This window comes from Fluviirhizobium alvei (genome assembly GCF_030551875.1).
GTDB lineage: Bacteria > Pseudomonadota > Alphaproteobacteria > Rhizobiales > Rhizobiaceae > Rhizobium_E > Rhizobium_E alvei.
On sequence record NZ_JAUOZU010000002.1, the window covers coordinates 51138 to 65603 of the forward strand.

Sequence of the window (14466 nt, forward strand, 5' to 3'; positions counted from 1 at the left end):
GGCCCACTTGAGACTGGGCCCCTCTTGATCAGTTGAGGAAGCTGCCGGCCTTCATCGTTTCGGGAATGCTCACGCCGAGACGTTTCAGAATGGTCGGCGCCAGCTGCAGCTGGTCGAGCAGCAGGCCGGGATCGGCCCCTTCCGCCGGTCCGAAATAATAGAGCGCGAAATCCTGCTGGTCGGATCCGCGCCCGCCATGATGGCCGCGCAGCGACTGGCCATGGTCGGCGGTCACGATCACCTCGTAGCCTGCGGCGCGCCAGCGCGGCAGGAAGGCGGCCAGCATCGCATCCATGACAAACAGCGCCCGGTCCATCTCCGTCGATTCATGGCCGAAACGGTGGCCCATGGAATCGAGCGTGCAGGTATGCAGAATGCCGTAATCGATGCCATGGCGCTCGGTCAGCATCGTCAGCGTCGCAAACAGGTCCACATCGCTTGGTGTCATCTGGTTGTCGTGGTTGTAGCCGGTCATGGTGTGGAAGCGCCCGTGGGTGATCGGGCTTTCCGGCTCGTCATATTCCATGTCGCGCACGAGATCGAACGGGAAGCGGTTGAAGAATTCCGACCAGTAGGAATGCGTCACCGCGCCTGTCTTGCCGCCGGCCTTGCTGATCTCGGAGAAGAGATCCGGCTGGTTGACGCGGAAGCGCACATCGTTGGAGAGAATGCCATGCACCTGCGGCGGCACACCGGTATGGATCGAGGCATAGCAGGAGGCCGAGGTCGATGGCAGCACCGAGCGCATCTTCCACACCCGCGCCTCGCCGGAGCCGACCCAGCCTTCGAGATTGCCCATATAGCGGCGCCAGTTGTCATAGGGCAGACCATCGAGGATGATCAGAAGCAGTTTGGATTTCATTGCGTTTTAATTCCCTGCACTTGCCATCTTGCGGTTGCCAATCGCCTTTTCCAGCCAGCCGACTTCCATCTCGGGAACCGAGGACAGGAGCAGGCTCGTGTAATCGTCGAAGGGCGGTGTCAGCACCTCGGTCTTGGGTCCGTAGCGCACCACCTTGCCGCGATACATGACGGCGATCTGGTCGGCGATCGATTTGACGGTGGCGAGATCGTGGGTGATGAAGAGATAGGCCACATTCTCATGTTTCTGCAGGTCGAGCAGCAGCTTGAGAATGCCGTTGGCAACGAGCGGATCGAGCGCGCTCGTCACCTCGTCGCAGATGATCATCTTCGGCTTGGCCGCAAGCGCCCGCGCTATGCAGACGCGCTGCTTCTGGCCGCCGGACAGTTCTGCCGGATAGCGTCCACCATAGCCGTTGCCGAGCTCGATCATGTCGAGCAGTTCGACCACCCGCGCCTTGCGCGCCTTCTCGTCCATGCCGAAATAGAAGGAGAGGGGCCTGCCGATGATCCGCTCCACCGTGTGGCGTGGATTCATTGCCACGTCGGCCATCTGGTAGATCATCTGCAATTGCCGCAGATCTTCCTTGGACCGGTCGTCGAGCTTTTTTGAGAGGACCTTGCCGTCGAAGCGGATCTCGCCCGTCTTTGCCGGCAGAAGACCGGTGATCACGCGTGCGAGTGTCGATTTGCCGGAGCCGGATTCGCCGACCACGGCCAGTGTCTGGCCGGGATGGACCTCGACCGACACCTGGTCGAGCACCTTGACGATACCGTTGCCATAGGCGGCATCGACGCCCCGGACTTCGAGGATCGGCCTGTCGGTCGGAACTTTCTCCACATGCGCGATCTCATGCACCGAGACGAGCGCCTGCGTATAGGCCTCTTTCGGCGCATGGATGATCTGCTCGGTCGGACCCTTTTCGACCAGCTTGCCATGCCGGAGCACCATGATGTCATCCGACACCTGGGCGACGACGGCGAGATCATGGGTGATATAGAGGGCTGCGACGCCGGTATCGCGGATCGCTTCCTTGATGGCGGCGAGCACGTCGATCTGCGTCGTCACGTCGAGCGCGGTGGTCGGCTCGTCGAACACGATCAGGTCCGGTTCGGGGCAGAGCGCCATCGCGGTCATCACCCGCTGCAGCTGGCCGCCCGAGACCTGGTGTGGATAGCGCTGGCCGATCGTTTCCGGATTGGGCAGCGACAGTTTGCGGAAGAGAGCCACGGCGCGCTTTTCGGCTTCGGCGCGCGAGACGACGCCATGCTTGATGGCCGATTCCACCACCTGATCCATCAGCCGCTGGGCGGGGTTGAAGGCGGCGGCGGCCGATTGGGCCACATAGCAGACTTCACGGCCGCGCAACTTGCGCATGCCCGAACGGCCTTCCTTGAGAATGTCGCGACCGTTGAGTTTCACGGAGCCGGCGGTAATGCGCACACCGCCACGACCATAGCCCATCGAGGAGAGGCCGATCGTCGATTTGCCGGCGCCGGATTCGCCGATCAGGCCGAGAACCTTGCCGCGTTCGAGCGTCAGCGACGCACTTTCGACAATCACCAGATTGCGCGACGCTTCACCGGGCGGATGCACGGTCGCCTCAAGCCTCAGCCCTTCGATTTCGAGCACCGGCCCCTTCTTGGCGGCGGCATGAACGGGAAAATCAGCCATTGCCGCGTCCTCCCTTGAGGTCGGTGGTGCGATTGAGGATCCAGTCGGCCACCAGGTTGACGGAGATGGCGAGCATGGCGATCGCGGCGGCCGGAATGAGCGCGGCCGGAATGCCGAACACGATGCCGTCCTTGTTTTCCTTCACCATGCCGCCCCAGTCGGCATCCGGCGGCTGCACGCCGAGCCCGAGGAAGGAGAGCGCCGAAAGCAGAAGCACCGCGAAGATGAAGCGCAGGCCGAGTTCGGAGATGAGCGGCGACAGCGCATTGGGCAGGATCTCGAAGAAGATGATCCAGCGCCGGCCTTCGCCGCGCAGGCGGGCGGCTTCGACATAATCCATCACATTGATATCGACCGCCACGGCGCGCGCCAGTCGATAGACGCGGGTGGAATCGAGCAGGCCCATGACGAGGATCAGGATCGTCAGCGTCGGCGGCAGCACCGACAGCACCACGAGCCCGAAGATCAGCGTCGGCACCGCCATGATGAGATCGACGAGCCGCGACATCGTCATGTCGAGCCAGCCGCCGAACACCGCAGCGGCAAAGCCTAGAATGGTGCCGAGCCCGAAGGAAAGGGCGGTGGCCGAAAGCGCGATGAAGATGGTGGTGCGGGCGCCGAAAATCATGCGCGACAGCAGGTCGCGGCCGAGATTGTCGGTGCCGAGCACAAACTTGTCCGACATCGGCTCCCACACGCCACCGACGATCTCGCCGAGCGGATGGGGCGCAATCACGGGCGCAAAGATCGCCACCAGCAGGAAGAGGGTGGTGATGAGCAGGCCGACCGCGGCACCGAAGGGAATGGAACGGAGCTTCATCGGGCGCGCCTCACTTCGGATGCCTGAGACGGGGATTGGCGAGGATCGCCGCGATATCCGCCACCATGTTGAGCAGGATATAGACCGAGGCGAAGATCAGCCCCACCGCCTGCACCACGGGCACGTCGCGCTTGGCGACATGGTCGACCAGATACTGGCCCATGCCCGGATAGACGAAGATGACTTCCACCACCACGACACCCACCACCAGGAAGGCGAGGTTGAGCATGACGACATTGATGATCGGCGCCAGCGCATTGGGCAGCGCATGTTTCCAGATGATCTCGAACGGGCTCAGCCCCTTGAGTTCGGCCGTTTCGATATAGGCCGATTGCATGACATTGAGGATGGCGGCGCGCGTCATCCGCATCATGTGCGCCAGCACCACCAGCGTCAGAACCAGTGCCGGCAGCGCGATCGCCTTCATCTTGTCGAGGAAGGGCATGCCGTCATAGACGGTCGAAATGGCCGGGAAGATCTGGAACTGCACGGCGAGGAAATAGATCAAGAGATAGCCGATGAAGAATTCCGGCAGCGAGGTCGAGGCAAGCGCAAAACCGGAGATAAAGCGGTCGACCAGCCCGTTGCGATAGCGCACCGCAATCAACCCGAGAAGCACGGCGAGCGGAATGGAGGCGACGGCCGCCCAGAAGGCGAGGAACATCGTGTTCTTGAGGCGGGGCCAGATCGAGGAGGCAATGTCCTGGCCGCTCGAGAGCGCCGTGCCGAGGTCGCCGGTCAGCGCATGGCCGAGCCATTTGAAATAGCGGACATAGGCGGGATCGTTGAGGCCGAGCGCTTCGCGCAGGTTGGCAAGCGCCTGCGGCGTCGCCGACTGGCCGAGAATGGATTGGGCCACATCGCCGGGCAGGATCTGCGTGCCGACGAAGATCATGATCGAGACGAAGAACAGGAGAAGGAGGCTGAGCGCGATACGCTCAGCCACCATTTTCAGGATCGGGGAGGACATCTCTCCCGAAGCCTCAGGCGCTCACCCAGCAACGCGACAGCGCGTAGCCGCCGGACAGTTCGAAGTTGGGATCGTCCACCCAGCCTTCGACATTCGGGCCGGTCGCGTCGAGATAGTCGTTGAACATCGGGCAGATAAGGCCGCCTTCGTCGCGCACGATCAGCGCCATGTCGCGATAGATCGCCTTGCGCTTGGCCTGGTCGAGTTCCGAACGGGCCTCGATCAGCATCTTGTCGAACTTCTCGTTGAAGAAGCGGGTGTCGTTCCAGTCCGACTTCGAATAATAGGCGGTCGAATACATCTGGTCCTGGGTCGGACGGCCGCCCCAATAGGAGGTCGAGAAGGGCTGCTTGTTCCACACTTCCGACCAGTAGCCGTCACCCGGCTCGCGCTTGATGTCGAGCGTGATGCCGGCCTTGGCGCAGGACTGCTGGTAAAGCTGGGCCGCATCGACGGCGCCGGGGAAGGCGACATCCGAGGTCCGCAGCAGCACAGAACCGGAATGACCGGACTTCTTGTAATGGAAGGCGGCCTTGTCGGGATCGAAGGCGCGCTGTTCGATATCGTCGGAGAACAGCGGATAGGCCTTGTTGATCGGAATGTCGTTGCCGACCGAACCGTAGCCCATCAGGATCTTCTGCACCATTTCCTCGCGGTCCATCGCATATTTCAGCGCCAGACGCAGGTCGTTGTTGTCGAAGGGCGCCGTGTTGCAATGGGCGATGAACACATAGTGACCGCGGCCGGAAGCCGAGCGGATCGTCACGCCCGGCAGGCGCTTGACCAGATCAACGATCTTCGGCTCGACGCGGTTGATCATGTTGACCTGGCCGCTCTGCAGCGCCGCCATGCGGGCCGTTGCGTCATTGATGACGAGGATCTCGATCGTGCCGGCAAAGCCGAAATCCGGGTTCCAGTAGCCGTCATATTTCTCGCCGACCAGACGCACGCCCGGCTCGTTGGTGACCACCTTGTAGGGGCCGCAACCGATGCCTTCGGTCGGGTTGTCCTTGCCGCCGTTCGGCTGGATCATCAGGTGATAGTCGGCCATCAGGTAGGGCAGGTCGGCATTGCCTTCCTTGAGCGTGATCACCACGTCGCCGCCATCGGCCTTCACGCTTTCGATCGAACCCATCAGGCCGAGCGCGCCTGATTTGGAATTGGCATCCGAATGGCGTTCCATCGTCGCCACCACGTCGGCCGGGGTCACGTCCTTGCCATTGTGGAAGGTCACGCCCTTGCGGATCTTGAAGGTCCAGACCTTGGCATCCTTGGAGGCATTGACCTCTTCGGCGACCTTGGGAACGATATCGCCGGTCGGACCGACGGTGACGAGACCTTCGCCCCACTGCCAGCCGAACGTCGCCGGAACCTGGCTCTGCCAGGTGGCGGGATCGAGGCTGTCGGTGGAAGCGCCGCCCTGCATGCCGGCCTTCAGCGTGCCGCCGCGAACCGGGCCGGCTGCGCGCACGGCGCTTGCGATCAGGCCGTTGGCGAAAGTGGAGGCAACGCCCAGTGCAGCGGCACGGCCGAGGAAATCGCGGCGGCTGAGTTTACCGAGTGCGACACGATGGCTGAGGTAGGAGAGTTCATCCGACATTGCTGTTCCCTGTTCTTGAAGAAATTAATTAGCCATGAATAGCCACATAATGTGGCTGGTATTTTTGTCCGCATGGCTCGCCTGCGTCAAGCGCTGTTCTGAATGCGAAATAGACACATTTTTGCCGCAAAGGCTTCCGGCCGGTAAAATCGTGCAGCCGCTTGAGAAAATTTGGAAACGAAATCGGCAAAGAATTCCCTGTGTCGATCCCGTTCCATGGGTTGAGCGCGGCCTGTCCTTGGGGCAAGATCAGGGTTCAAACGCCTGCATGCCAGCCTGAAAGGATCATAATGTCGAAGCTCTTGGCGGAACGGGTCCTGCTCATACCCATCGTCGCCGGTCTTTTGGTGTGGTTGTTCGAGCATGAGGTGCTTGCGGCCGGCCAGAGCCTGTCGCTTCTCGTCGCCTTCCTGCTGGTGGCAGCCATCGTCATGACCTCGATCCGGGTCGCCCATCATGCCGAAGTGCTCGCCCACCGGGTCGGCGATCCCTACGGCACCATGATCCTCACGCTCTCGGCCGTGCTCGTCGAGGTGATCATGCTGGTGATCATGATGAGCAACGAGGCCTCCCCGACGCTCGTGCGCGATACGATCTATTCGGCCGTCATGCTCGATATCAACGGCATTCTCGGGCTTGCGGCCCTGCTCGGTGGTCTGAGGCACGGCGAGCAGCCCTACAATGACGATTCCGGCAAGACCTACGGCGTGATGATTCTCACAGCCATGGGCATTTCCATGGTGGTGCCGGAATTCATTCCGGTTGCCAAATGGCATTACTATTCGATCTTCACCATCGGGGCGATGGCGCTGCTCTACACGCTCTTCCTGCGCATGCAGGTGGGCAAGCACAGCTATTTCTTCGCCTATAGCTACGAGACGATCGAGGGCAAGCCCAGCAGGGCGCCCGGTCATGGTGAGGAAGACAGCATCGCCTGGTCGATCGGCGCCATCCTTTTCGGCGTCGTGCTGATCGGCGTTCTGGCCGAATTCATGTCGGTACTGCTCAATGCGGGCCTTGAAGGAACCGGCGCTCCGCCGGCGCTGATGGCCATCGTGGTCGCCTCGATTTCGGCAGCGCCCGAAATCCTCACTGCGCTCAAGGCCGCACTGCGCAATCGCATGCAGGCGGTCGTCAACATCGCCATGGGCGCGTCGCTCTCGACGGTCATTCTCACAGTGCCGCTGGTGGAAGCGCTCGCACTCTATAACGGTCAGCCACTGACGATGGCGATGACGCCTGTGCAGACGGTGATGGTGGCGATTACCCTGATTGCCGCAGCGATCAACCTCAATGACGGCGAGACCAATGCAATCGAGGGCATGACGCATTTCGTGCTTTTTGCCACCTTCGTCATGTTGACCATTATCGGCCTCTGACAAAGGAGCAGTTTGCCGGACGAACCGGATCGGCGGCACGAAAAAGCCGGCCCGTGATCGGGGCCGGCTTTACAATCCGGGAATCTGTAGGGATCAGCCGGCGGCGTCGAGGAATTCCTCGCACCAGGTCGGTCCGCCCTTGACGCCGGCCTTGTCGGTGATGCGGGTGATCGAGGTGATCGTGTAGTTGCTGTCGACCGTCAATTTGACATGGCAGACAAGGTAGTCGGTGCGGGCACGCGCGACAAGCTTGCGTGCCTTGCCTTCACCTTCATACTGGGCCGGCGTGCGACGGGTCTTGTAGCCACCCTTCCAGTTGTAGGTGGAGGAGGAGCCGCTTTCCGTATCGGCGATCGGCGGGCCATAGGCGGCGAAGAATTTTCCGGCTTCCTTGCCGACCCAGCGCTTGGAGAGCGCATCTGTGGACAAGGCACCGGTGGTGGAGCAGCCGGCGAGGAGGAGGGACAGACCGGCCAGGGTCACTATGCTCAGTTTCATGCTTGCGGGCTTCCTTCAAGAGAGCCGGAAATTCCGGCGCCGATGCGAATTTTCAAGTCCGTTTCGCCATAGCGTGCGTTGCGAAAAAGGGGAATCGAAAAATCACGATTCCGACACATTTTTTGGGATGGGAATGTCCGAATTGTTACAGATCCACTGCGAGTTTATTCACAGATTTTGACCCTTTGGAAAAAATATTACAGGCCCATATTGCATTTGGCGGGTAAATACGGTCCATTCTCTGCAACCTTGCCGTAAATGAGCAGGCAAGGAAATTACCAAGGGGAAGGACTCATGAAAAAGATCGCGACGCTCCTGGCGGCAACCGCCATTACTTCCGTTCTCGCTTTTTCCGCTTCGGCCAAGACGCTTGTCTATTGCTCCGAAGCCTCGCCGGCGAACTTCGATCCCGCCATCACCACGGGCGGCAACGACTTCGACGCTTCGTCCCGGACGATCTACAGCCGCCTTGTCGAATTCAAGCACGGTTCGACCGAAATCGAGCCGGGTCTGGCCGAAAGCTGGACGATTTCCGACGACGGTTTGGTCTATACCTTCAAGCTCCGCGCGGGCGTGAAGTTCCACACCACCTCCTATTTCACGCCGACGCGTGACCTTAACGCCGATGACGTGATCTGGTCGTTCGAGCGCCAGTGGAAGGCCGACAACAAGTGGCAGACCTACATGCCCAACATCACCTGGGATTATTTCCAGGGCATGGACATGCCGAAATATCTCAAGTCGATCGAAAAGGTCGATGACCTGACGGTCAAGATCACGCTCACCGAGCCGAATGCGCCGATGCTGGCCAACCTCGGCATGGACTTCGCGTCGATCGGCTCGAAGGAATATGGCGACAAGCTGATGGAAGCCGGCACGCCGGAGAAATATGCCAGCGAGCCAATCGGCACCGGTCCGTTCCAGTTCGTCGACTATCAGCTCGACAGCGTCATCCGCTACGCAGCCTTCCCGGATTATTTCAAGGGCAAGGAAAAGATCGACGACCTGATCTTCGCGATCACCCCGGATGCAAGCGCCCGCATGCAGAAGGTTCTCGCTGGCGAATGCGATGTGATGCCCTATCCGAACCCGGCCGACGTCGAGGCTCTCAAGGCCAATGGCGATGTAACCGTGCTCGAACAGGCTGGCCTCAATATCGGCTACATGTCCTACAACACCACGCTGCCGCCCTTCGACAAGCCCGAAGTGCGCAAGGCGCTGAACATGGCCATCAACAAGCAGGCGATCATCGATTCCCTGTTCGGCAAGGGCGGTGCCACCCCGGCAACCAACCTCATTCCGCCGACCATGTGGTCCTACAACAAGGACGTCAAGGACGACGCCTATGATCCGGAAGCTGCCAAGAAGGTGCTTGCCGACAATGGCGTTACCGAGATCGAACTCTGGGCTTCGGACCGTTTCCGTCCGTACAACCCGAGCTTCCAGCGTGCGGCCGAACTGATCCAGCAGGATTGGGCAGCGGTGGGCGTGAAAGCGACGATCAAGACGCTTGAATGGACCAAGTATCGCGAAGAAGGCAAGAAGAAGGACCGCCCGGGTGCGTTCCAGATCGGCTGGACCGGCGACAACGGCGATCCGGACAACTTCTTTGCCACCCTGTTCTCCTGCTCGGCCATCGGCGTTTCGAACTATTCGAGCTGGTGCAACAAGGAGTTCGAAGACCTGATCCAGAAGGCGAAGATCACCAGCGATCTCGCCGAGCGCACCAAGCTCTATGAGCAGGCGCAGGTCATCTTCAAGCAGGAAGCTCCGGCCTTCACGCTTGCCCATTCGCAGGTCTATTCGGTCATCCGCAAGAATGTCAGCGGTTACATGATGGACCCGCTCGGCATCCACCGCTTCGACGGTGTCGACAAGGCCGAGTAATCGTCAATAAGGACGGCGGCCGGAGGCGGCCGCCGTCCCTTCAGGTTTTTGCCCATGCTCCGTTTTCTCGTCAGCAAACTCCTGCTCTTCATTCCGACACTGATCGGGATCACGATCTGCGCCTTCGCGTTCGTGCGGCTTTTGCCGGGAGACCCCATTCTCGCCATGGCGGGCGAGCATGGCGTGACACCCGAACGCTACGAAATTCTCAAGGAACAATTCGGCTACAATCTTCCGATCTGGGAACAATATCTGCGCTATGTCGGACAGGTGCTGACCGGTGATTTCGGCGTGGCCATTTCCACAAAACGACCGGTGATCGACGAGTTTGCGGTCCTGTTTCCCGCCACTGTCGAATTGTCGATCGTCGCTCTGATCTTCTCGGTCGCCATCGGCATTCCCGCTGGCGTCTATGCCGCTGTCCGTCGCGGATCCTGGCCCGACCAGTTGATCATGGGCACGGCTCTGGTTGGCTATTCGATGCCGATCTTCTGGTGGGGCCTGCTGCTGATCATCTTCTTCTCCGGCTATCTCGGCTGGACTCCGGTCTCGGGCCGCATCGGGCTGCAATTCTTCTTCAAGCCGATCACCGGTTTCATGCTTATCGACACGCTGCTGCTCGGCAAGCCGGATGCCTTCCTGTCAGCGCTCAAGCATATCATCCTGCCGATGATCGTGCTCGGCACCATTCCGCTGGCCGTGGTGGCGCGACAGACCCGCTCTGCCATGCTGGAAGTGCTGGGCGAGGACTATATCCGCACCGCCCGTGCCAAGGGCCTGTCGCCATTCCGCGTCATTGCCATCCATACGCTGCGCAATGCCATGATCCCGGTCGTCACCACCATCGGCCTGCAGGTCGGCGTCATGCTGGCCGGCGCCATCCTGACGGAGACGATCTTCTCCTGGCCCGGTATCGGCAAATGGATGGTCGATTCCATCTTCAAGCGCGACTATGTCGTCGTGCAGAGCGGTCTGTTGCTGATCGCGCTCATCGTGATGGTGGTCAATCTCATCGTCGATATTCTCTATGCGGTGATCAATCCGCGCATGCGGGCGAGGTAAGCCATGACCACGACCCAGACCAGTTCCGTATCACCGGTGGAGGCCAAGCGGTTTCCGCGCCTCGCCGAATTCTGGTATTATTTCTCGCAGAGCCGTGGTGCCGTCATTGGCCTCGTGGTTTTCTCTCTCATGGTGCTGGCCGCCCTTCTGGCGCCAGTGCTGGCACCGCATGCACCCGACATGCAGTACCGCGATGCCTTCCTCGCACCGCCGGTCTGGCAGGAGGGCGGCAGCTGGAAGTTCATCCTCGGAACCGATCCGGTCGGACGTGATATCCTGTCACGGCTGATGTATGGCGCCCGGTTCTCGCTGCTTATCGGTGCCGTCGTCGTCACGCTTTCGGTCATCGGCGGCATCACGCTCGGCCTGCTGGCCGGCTATTTCCGTGGCTGGGTCGATGTGGTGATCAGCCGCGTGATGGACCTGATCCTTGCCTTTCCGTCGCTCCTGCTCGCGCTCGTCATGGTCACGATCCTGGGGCCGAGCCTCTTCAATGCCATGCTGGCGATCGCGCTCGTGCTGCAGCCGCACTTCGCCCGTCTGGTGCGCGCCGCCGTCATGGCGGAGAAGAACCGGGAATATGTGGTCGCTTCGCGTGTTGCCGGTGCCGGCCACCTGCGGCAGATGTTCGTCACCATCCTGCCGAACTGTCTCGGGCCGCTGATCGTGCAGGCCACGCTCTCCTTCTCGAACGCGATCCTCGAAGCGGCAGCGCTCGGTTTCCTCGGCCTCGGCGCCCAGCCGCCGACACCCGAATGGGGCACCATGCTCGCCAATGCGCGCGAATTCATCCTGCGTGCGCCCTGGGTCGTCACCTTTCCGGGCCTGGCCATCCTCATCACCGTGCTCGCCATCAACCTGATGGGTGATGGTCTGCGCGATGCGCTCGACCCCAAGCTCAAGAGGTCGTAACATGGCTCTTCTTGAAATCCAGAATCTGACGGTGGAATTCCGCACCACCACGGGCCTGTTCCGCGCCGTCGACAATGTGTCGCTGAAATGCGACCAGGGCGAAATCCTCGCCATCGTCGGTGAATCCGGCTCGGGCAAATCGGTCGCCATGCTGGCCGTGATGGGCCTGTTGCCCTGGACGGCGAAGATCACCGCCGATGTCATGACTTTCGCCGGCCGCGATCTTCTGACCATGTCGTCGCATGACCGGCGCAAGATCATCGGCAAGGACATGGCGATGATCTTCCAGGAGCCGATGAGCTCGCTCAATCCCTGCTTCACGGTCGGTTTCCAGATCGAGGAAGCGATCAAGACCCATCTCGGTCTCGGCAAGGCCGAGCGCCGTGCCCGCGCGATCGAGCTTCTGAAGAAGGTCGGTATTCCGGCACCCGAAAGCCGGCTCAAGAACTTCCCGCACCAGCTGTCGGGCGGCATGAGCCAGCGCGTCATGATCGCCATGGCGCTCGCCTGCAATCCGAAACTGCTGATCGCCGACGAACCGACGACAGCGCTCGATGTCACCATTCAGGCGCAGATCCTCGATCTGCTTGTGCGGCTGCAGGAAGAGGAGGGCATGGCGCTCGTCCTCATCACCCACGATATGGGCGTGGTGGCCGAAACGGCCCAGCGCGTTCAGGTCCAGTATGCCGGCCAGAAGGTGGAGGAACAGGGCGTGGTGGATCTCTTCACCGATCCGCACCATCCCTATACCGCAGCGCTTCTTGCAGCGCTGCCGGAACGCGCCGTGGCCGGTGGGCGCCTGCCTTCGATCGCCGGTGTCGTGCCCGGTCATAGCGACCGTCCCGAGGGCTGCCTCTTCTCGCCGCGCTGCGCCTTTGTCACCGATTACTGTCGTGCCGGTGCCAGCCGCCAGGGCCCGGCCTATGGCAATGCGCTGTGCAATTATCCGCTCGTCAAGGGCAAGCCGCTCAATCATCCGGCGCCGGAAGGAGCGCTCGCATGAACGCCATCGTCGAAGGTCGCAACCTCAAGCGTTTCTATGAAGTCGGCGGCGGCATGTTCTCCAAACCCGCCACCGTCAAGGCGCTCAATGGGCTGAGTTTTGCGCTCGAAGCCGGCAAGACGCTCGCCGTGGTGGGCGAATCCGGCTGCGGCAAGTCCACGCTCGCCCGCCTTGTGACGATGATCGAGGAGCCGAGCGAAGGCGAGCTCTTGATCGAGGGCCGCACCGCCGATCCGTCCGTCAAGGCGACGCGCTCTTCGGTGCAGATCGTGTTCCAGAACCCCTACGGCTCGCTCAATCCGCGCCAGAAGATCGGCGCCATTCTGGAAGAGCCGCTCAAGATCAACACCCATGACGATGCCGAGACCCGCCGCCGCAAGGCGCTCGACATGATGCAGAAGGTCGGTCTGAGGCCGGAACATTACGATCGCTACCCGCATATGTTTTCCGGTGGCCAGCGCCAGCGCATCGCCATTGCCCGTGCCCTGATGCTTGATCCAAAGATCCTCGTGCTCGATGAGCCGGTTTCGGCGCTCGACCTCTCGATCCAGGCGCAGGTGCTCAATCTCCTGATGGACCTGCAGAAGGAAATGGGGCTCGCCTATCTCTTCATTTCGCACGGCCTGTCGGTGGTGCGCCACATTGCCGATGAAGTGCTCGTCATGTATCTCGGACGCCCGGTCGAGCGCGGCCCTGTGGCAGAGGTCTTCGCCCATCCGCGCCATCCCTATACGGCGGCACTGCTTTCGGCGACGCCGGTGGCCGATCCGACCCGCAAGAAGCACCGCATCGAACTGAAGGGCGAACTGCCGTCGCCACTCAACCCGCCGCCGGGCTGTCCGTTCAATCCGCGCTGCGCCAATGCGACCGATCTCTGCCGCCAGACCATGCCGGACGAGAGCGGCGAGGGTGCTCACCGCTTCTTCTGTCATCACCCGATGTAAAGAGCGCGCTTCGCCTCAATATTTTCTGGTTGCGAAAAAGATGATTCTCCTTTTTCCTCATCAACTGCGGTGATGAGCAGAGGGAGTGCGAAGAATTGGCGAAGATCAATTATACGAAGCATATTTCGGGTTTTGACGTCGATGATTTTTTCTTTGGCGGAAGTGCCATGCACCTGACCCTCGAAACACGCCGCAGCGCAACGTTTGACGATGTGAGTGGCGTATCGGTCAAGATTGCCGGGAATGGGCTGCAGGCCAAGGGCAACAACTTCACCGACGGCACGATTTCAGCGATGACGCTTCTTGATGAAAAAGACCATGTCCTGGTCGAGATCTCGGGCTTGCGGCTGAATGCCAGCCATTTCTCGAAGATTATCGATGGCGCATCCGATCTGACAGACTATCTTTACGGAGGATTGGAGTCCGGCAATGACGTGATCACGGGATCGGCTGCCGATGACTTCCTGTTCGATACAAGCCTCGGCAATGACATCGTCCGTGGTTTTGCCGGTAAGGACATCATCGGTAGCGCCTATGGCAACGATACGCTGTACGGCGGTGATGACAGTGATATATTCCTCTTCACCAGCAAGTTCGACCGTGACTCGATCATGGATTTCGATCCCACCGGTCGCGACCAGGATTTAATCCGGCTCGGCAAGATCAATTTCGCCAAGCTCGACATCGAACAGGCGGGCAGGGATGTCCGGATTGATCTCGGCGCAGGCGATGTGCTGACATTGAAGAATACCGATGTCGATCTCATCAGTCGCGATGATTTCCTGTTGTATTGAGCGCTGGGTGGGGTTTTTATTGATGACACTCGCAATCAACTTTTCTGCCCGAGATTGATAA

Annotated in this window: 14 protein-coding genes; 7 read left to right on the plus strand and 7 right to left on the minus strand. The window is 60.7% G+C overall.

Annotated features, from left to right (window positions below):
- Positions 1-28: 28 nt before the first annotated feature.
- The 5 genes from Q4481_RS03105 to Q4481_RS03125 are packed head-to-tail and all read right to left on the minus strand — an operon-like array spanning position 29 to position 5926.
- On the minus strand, positions 29-862 hold the full coding sequence (locus Q4481_RS03105; protein ID WP_304374820.1) for an alkaline phosphatase family protein: 834 nt from the start codon (positions 860-862) through the stop codon (positions 29-31).
- A 6-nt stretch (positions 863-868) separates the two neighbouring features.
- The gene (locus Q4481_RS03110; RefSeq protein ID WP_304374821.1) at positions 869-2536 is read right to left on the minus strand and encodes an ABC transporter ATP-binding protein; all 1668 of its coding nucleotides are present in this window, start codon (positions 2534-2536) and stop codon (positions 869-871) included.
- Positions 2529-3356, minus strand: coding sequence for an ABC transporter permease (locus tag Q4481_RS03115; RefSeq protein WP_304374822.1), 828 nt, complete (start codon positions 3354-3356; stop codon positions 2529-2531). Before Q4481_RS03115 ends, Q4481_RS03110 begins: the two co-directional genes overlap by 8 nt.
- Positions 3357-3366: 10 nt before the next feature.
- Positions 3367-4326, minus strand: a complete 960-nt coding sequence (locus tag Q4481_RS03120) for an ABC transporter permease (RefSeq protein ID WP_304374823.1) — start codon at positions 4324-4326, stop codon at positions 3367-3369.
- Between the two features lie 13 nt (positions 4327-4339).
- Positions 4340-5926, minus strand: coding sequence for an ABC transporter substrate-binding protein (locus Q4481_RS03125; RefSeq protein ID WP_304374824.1), 1587 nt, complete (start codon positions 5924-5926; stop codon positions 4340-4342).
- 290 nt (positions 5927-6216) lie between these two features.
- Between Q4481_RS03125 and Q4481_RS03130 the strand changes: the two genes are divergently transcribed.
- A complete protein-coding gene (locus Q4481_RS03130; RefSeq protein WP_304374825.1) occupies positions 6217-7305 on the plus strand; it encodes a calcium:cation antiporter in 1089 nt (362 codons plus the stop codon).
- A 93-nt stretch (positions 7306-7398) separates the two neighbouring features.
- Here Q4481_RS03130 and Q4481_RS03135 read toward each other — a convergent pair whose 3' ends face one another.
- On the minus strand, positions 7399-7803 hold the full coding sequence (locus Q4481_RS03135; RefSeq protein ID WP_304374826.1) for a hypothetical protein: 405 nt from the start codon (positions 7801-7803) through the stop codon (positions 7399-7401).
- Positions 7804-8097: 294 nt separating this feature from the next.
- Between Q4481_RS03135 and Q4481_RS03140 the strand changes: the two genes are divergently transcribed.
- Genes Q4481_RS03140 through Q4481_RS03160 form a run of 5 tightly spaced genes read left to right on the plus strand, consistent with a single transcriptional unit; the run spans position 8098 to position 13611 of the window.
- Positions 8098-9690, plus strand: coding sequence for an ABC transporter substrate-binding protein (locus Q4481_RS03140; RefSeq protein WP_304374827.1), 1593 nt, complete (start codon positions 8098-8100; stop codon positions 9688-9690).
- 54 nt (positions 9691-9744) lie between these two features.
- Positions 9745-10752: an ABC transporter permease subunit gene (locus Q4481_RS03145; protein ID WP_304374828.1), complete on the plus strand. Its 1008-nt coding sequence runs from the start codon at positions 9745-9747 to the stop codon at positions 10750-10752.
- Between the two features lie 3 nt (positions 10753-10755).
- Positions 10756-11664: an ABC transporter permease subunit gene (locus tag Q4481_RS03150; RefSeq protein ID WP_304374829.1), complete on the plus strand. Its 909-nt coding sequence runs from the start codon at positions 10756-10758 to the stop codon at positions 11662-11664.
- A 1-nt stretch (position 11665) separates the two neighbouring features.
- Positions 11666-12667, plus strand: coding sequence for an ABC transporter ATP-binding protein (locus tag Q4481_RS03155; RefSeq protein WP_304374830.1), 1002 nt, complete (start codon positions 11666-11668; stop codon positions 12665-12667).
- A complete protein-coding gene (locus Q4481_RS03160; RefSeq protein ID WP_304374831.1) occupies positions 12664-13611 on the plus strand; it encodes a dipeptide ABC transporter ATP-binding protein in 948 nt (315 codons plus the stop codon). The genes Q4481_RS03155 and Q4481_RS03160 overlap by 4 nt, the downstream gene beginning before the upstream one ends.
- Here Q4481_RS03160 and Q4481_RS03165 read toward each other — a convergent pair.
- A complete protein-coding gene (locus tag Q4481_RS03165) occupies positions 13599-13784 on the minus strand; it encodes a hypothetical protein (RefSeq protein WP_304374832.1) in 186 nt (61 codons plus the stop codon). The two genes, Q4481_RS03160 and Q4481_RS03165, sit on opposite strands and share 13 nt — an antisense overlap.
- Here Q4481_RS03165 and Q4481_RS03170 point away from each other — a divergent pair.
- Positions 13779-14405 (plus strand): calcium-binding protein, encoded by a 627-nt coding sequence (locus Q4481_RS03170; protein WP_304374833.1) that lies wholly within the window; start codon positions 13779-13781, stop codon positions 14403-14405. The genes Q4481_RS03165 and Q4481_RS03170 overlap by 6 nt on opposite strands.
- Positions 14406-14466: the final 61 nt, after the last annotated feature.

Bases quoted from the DNA above. Each gene is read 5' to 3' on its own strand.
- Q4481_RS03130 (WP_304374825.1), top strand. From the start codon at position 6,217: ATGTCGAAGCTCTTGGCGGAACGGGTCCTGCTCATACCCATCGTCGCC.
- Q4481_RS03145 (WP_304374828.1), top strand. From the start codon at position 9,745: ATGCTCCGTTTTCTCGTCAGCAAACTCCTGCTCTTCATTCCGACACTG.
- Q4481_RS03115 (WP_304374822.1), bottom strand. From the start codon at position 3,356: ATGAAGCTCCGTTCCATTCCCTTCGGTGCCGCGGTCGGCCTGCTCATC.
- Q4481_RS03150 (WP_304374829.1), top strand. From the start codon at position 10,756: ATGACCACGACCCAGACCAGTTCCGTATCACCGGTGGAGGCCAAGCGG.
- Q4481_RS03170 (WP_304374833.1), top strand. From the start codon at position 13,779: ATGCACCTGACCCTCGAAACACGCCGCAGCGCAACGTTTGACGATGTG.
- Q4481_RS03135 (WP_304374826.1), bottom strand. From the start codon at position 7,803: ATGAAACTGAGCATAGTGACCCTGGCCGGTCTGTCCCTCCTCCTCGCC.
- Q4481_RS03120 (WP_304374823.1), bottom strand. From the start codon at position 4,326: ATGTCCTCCCCGATCCTGAAAATGGTGGCTGAGCGTATCGCGCTCAGC.
- Q4481_RS03110 (WP_304374821.1), bottom strand. From the start codon at position 2,536: ATGGCTGATTTTCCCGTTCATGCCGCCGCCAAGAAGGGGCCGGTGCTC.
- Q4481_RS03105 (WP_304374820.1), bottom strand. From the start codon at position 862: ATGAAATCCAAACTGCTTCTGATCATCCTCGATGGTCTGCCCTATGAC.
- Q4481_RS03140 (WP_304374827.1), top strand. From the start codon at position 8,098: ATGAAAAAGATCGCGACGCTCCTGGCGGCAACCGCCATTACTTCCGTT.
- Q4481_RS03125 (WP_304374824.1), bottom strand. From the start codon at position 5,926: ATGTCGGATGAACTCTCCTACCTCAGCCATCGTGTCGCACTCGGTAAA.
- Q4481_RS03160 (WP_304374831.1), top strand. From the start codon at position 12,664: ATGAACGCCATCGTCGAAGGTCGCAACCTCAAGCGTTTCTATGAAGTC.
- Q4481_RS03155 (WP_304374830.1), top strand. From the start codon at position 11,666: ATGGCTCTTCTTGAAATCCAGAATCTGACGGTGGAATTCCGCACCACC.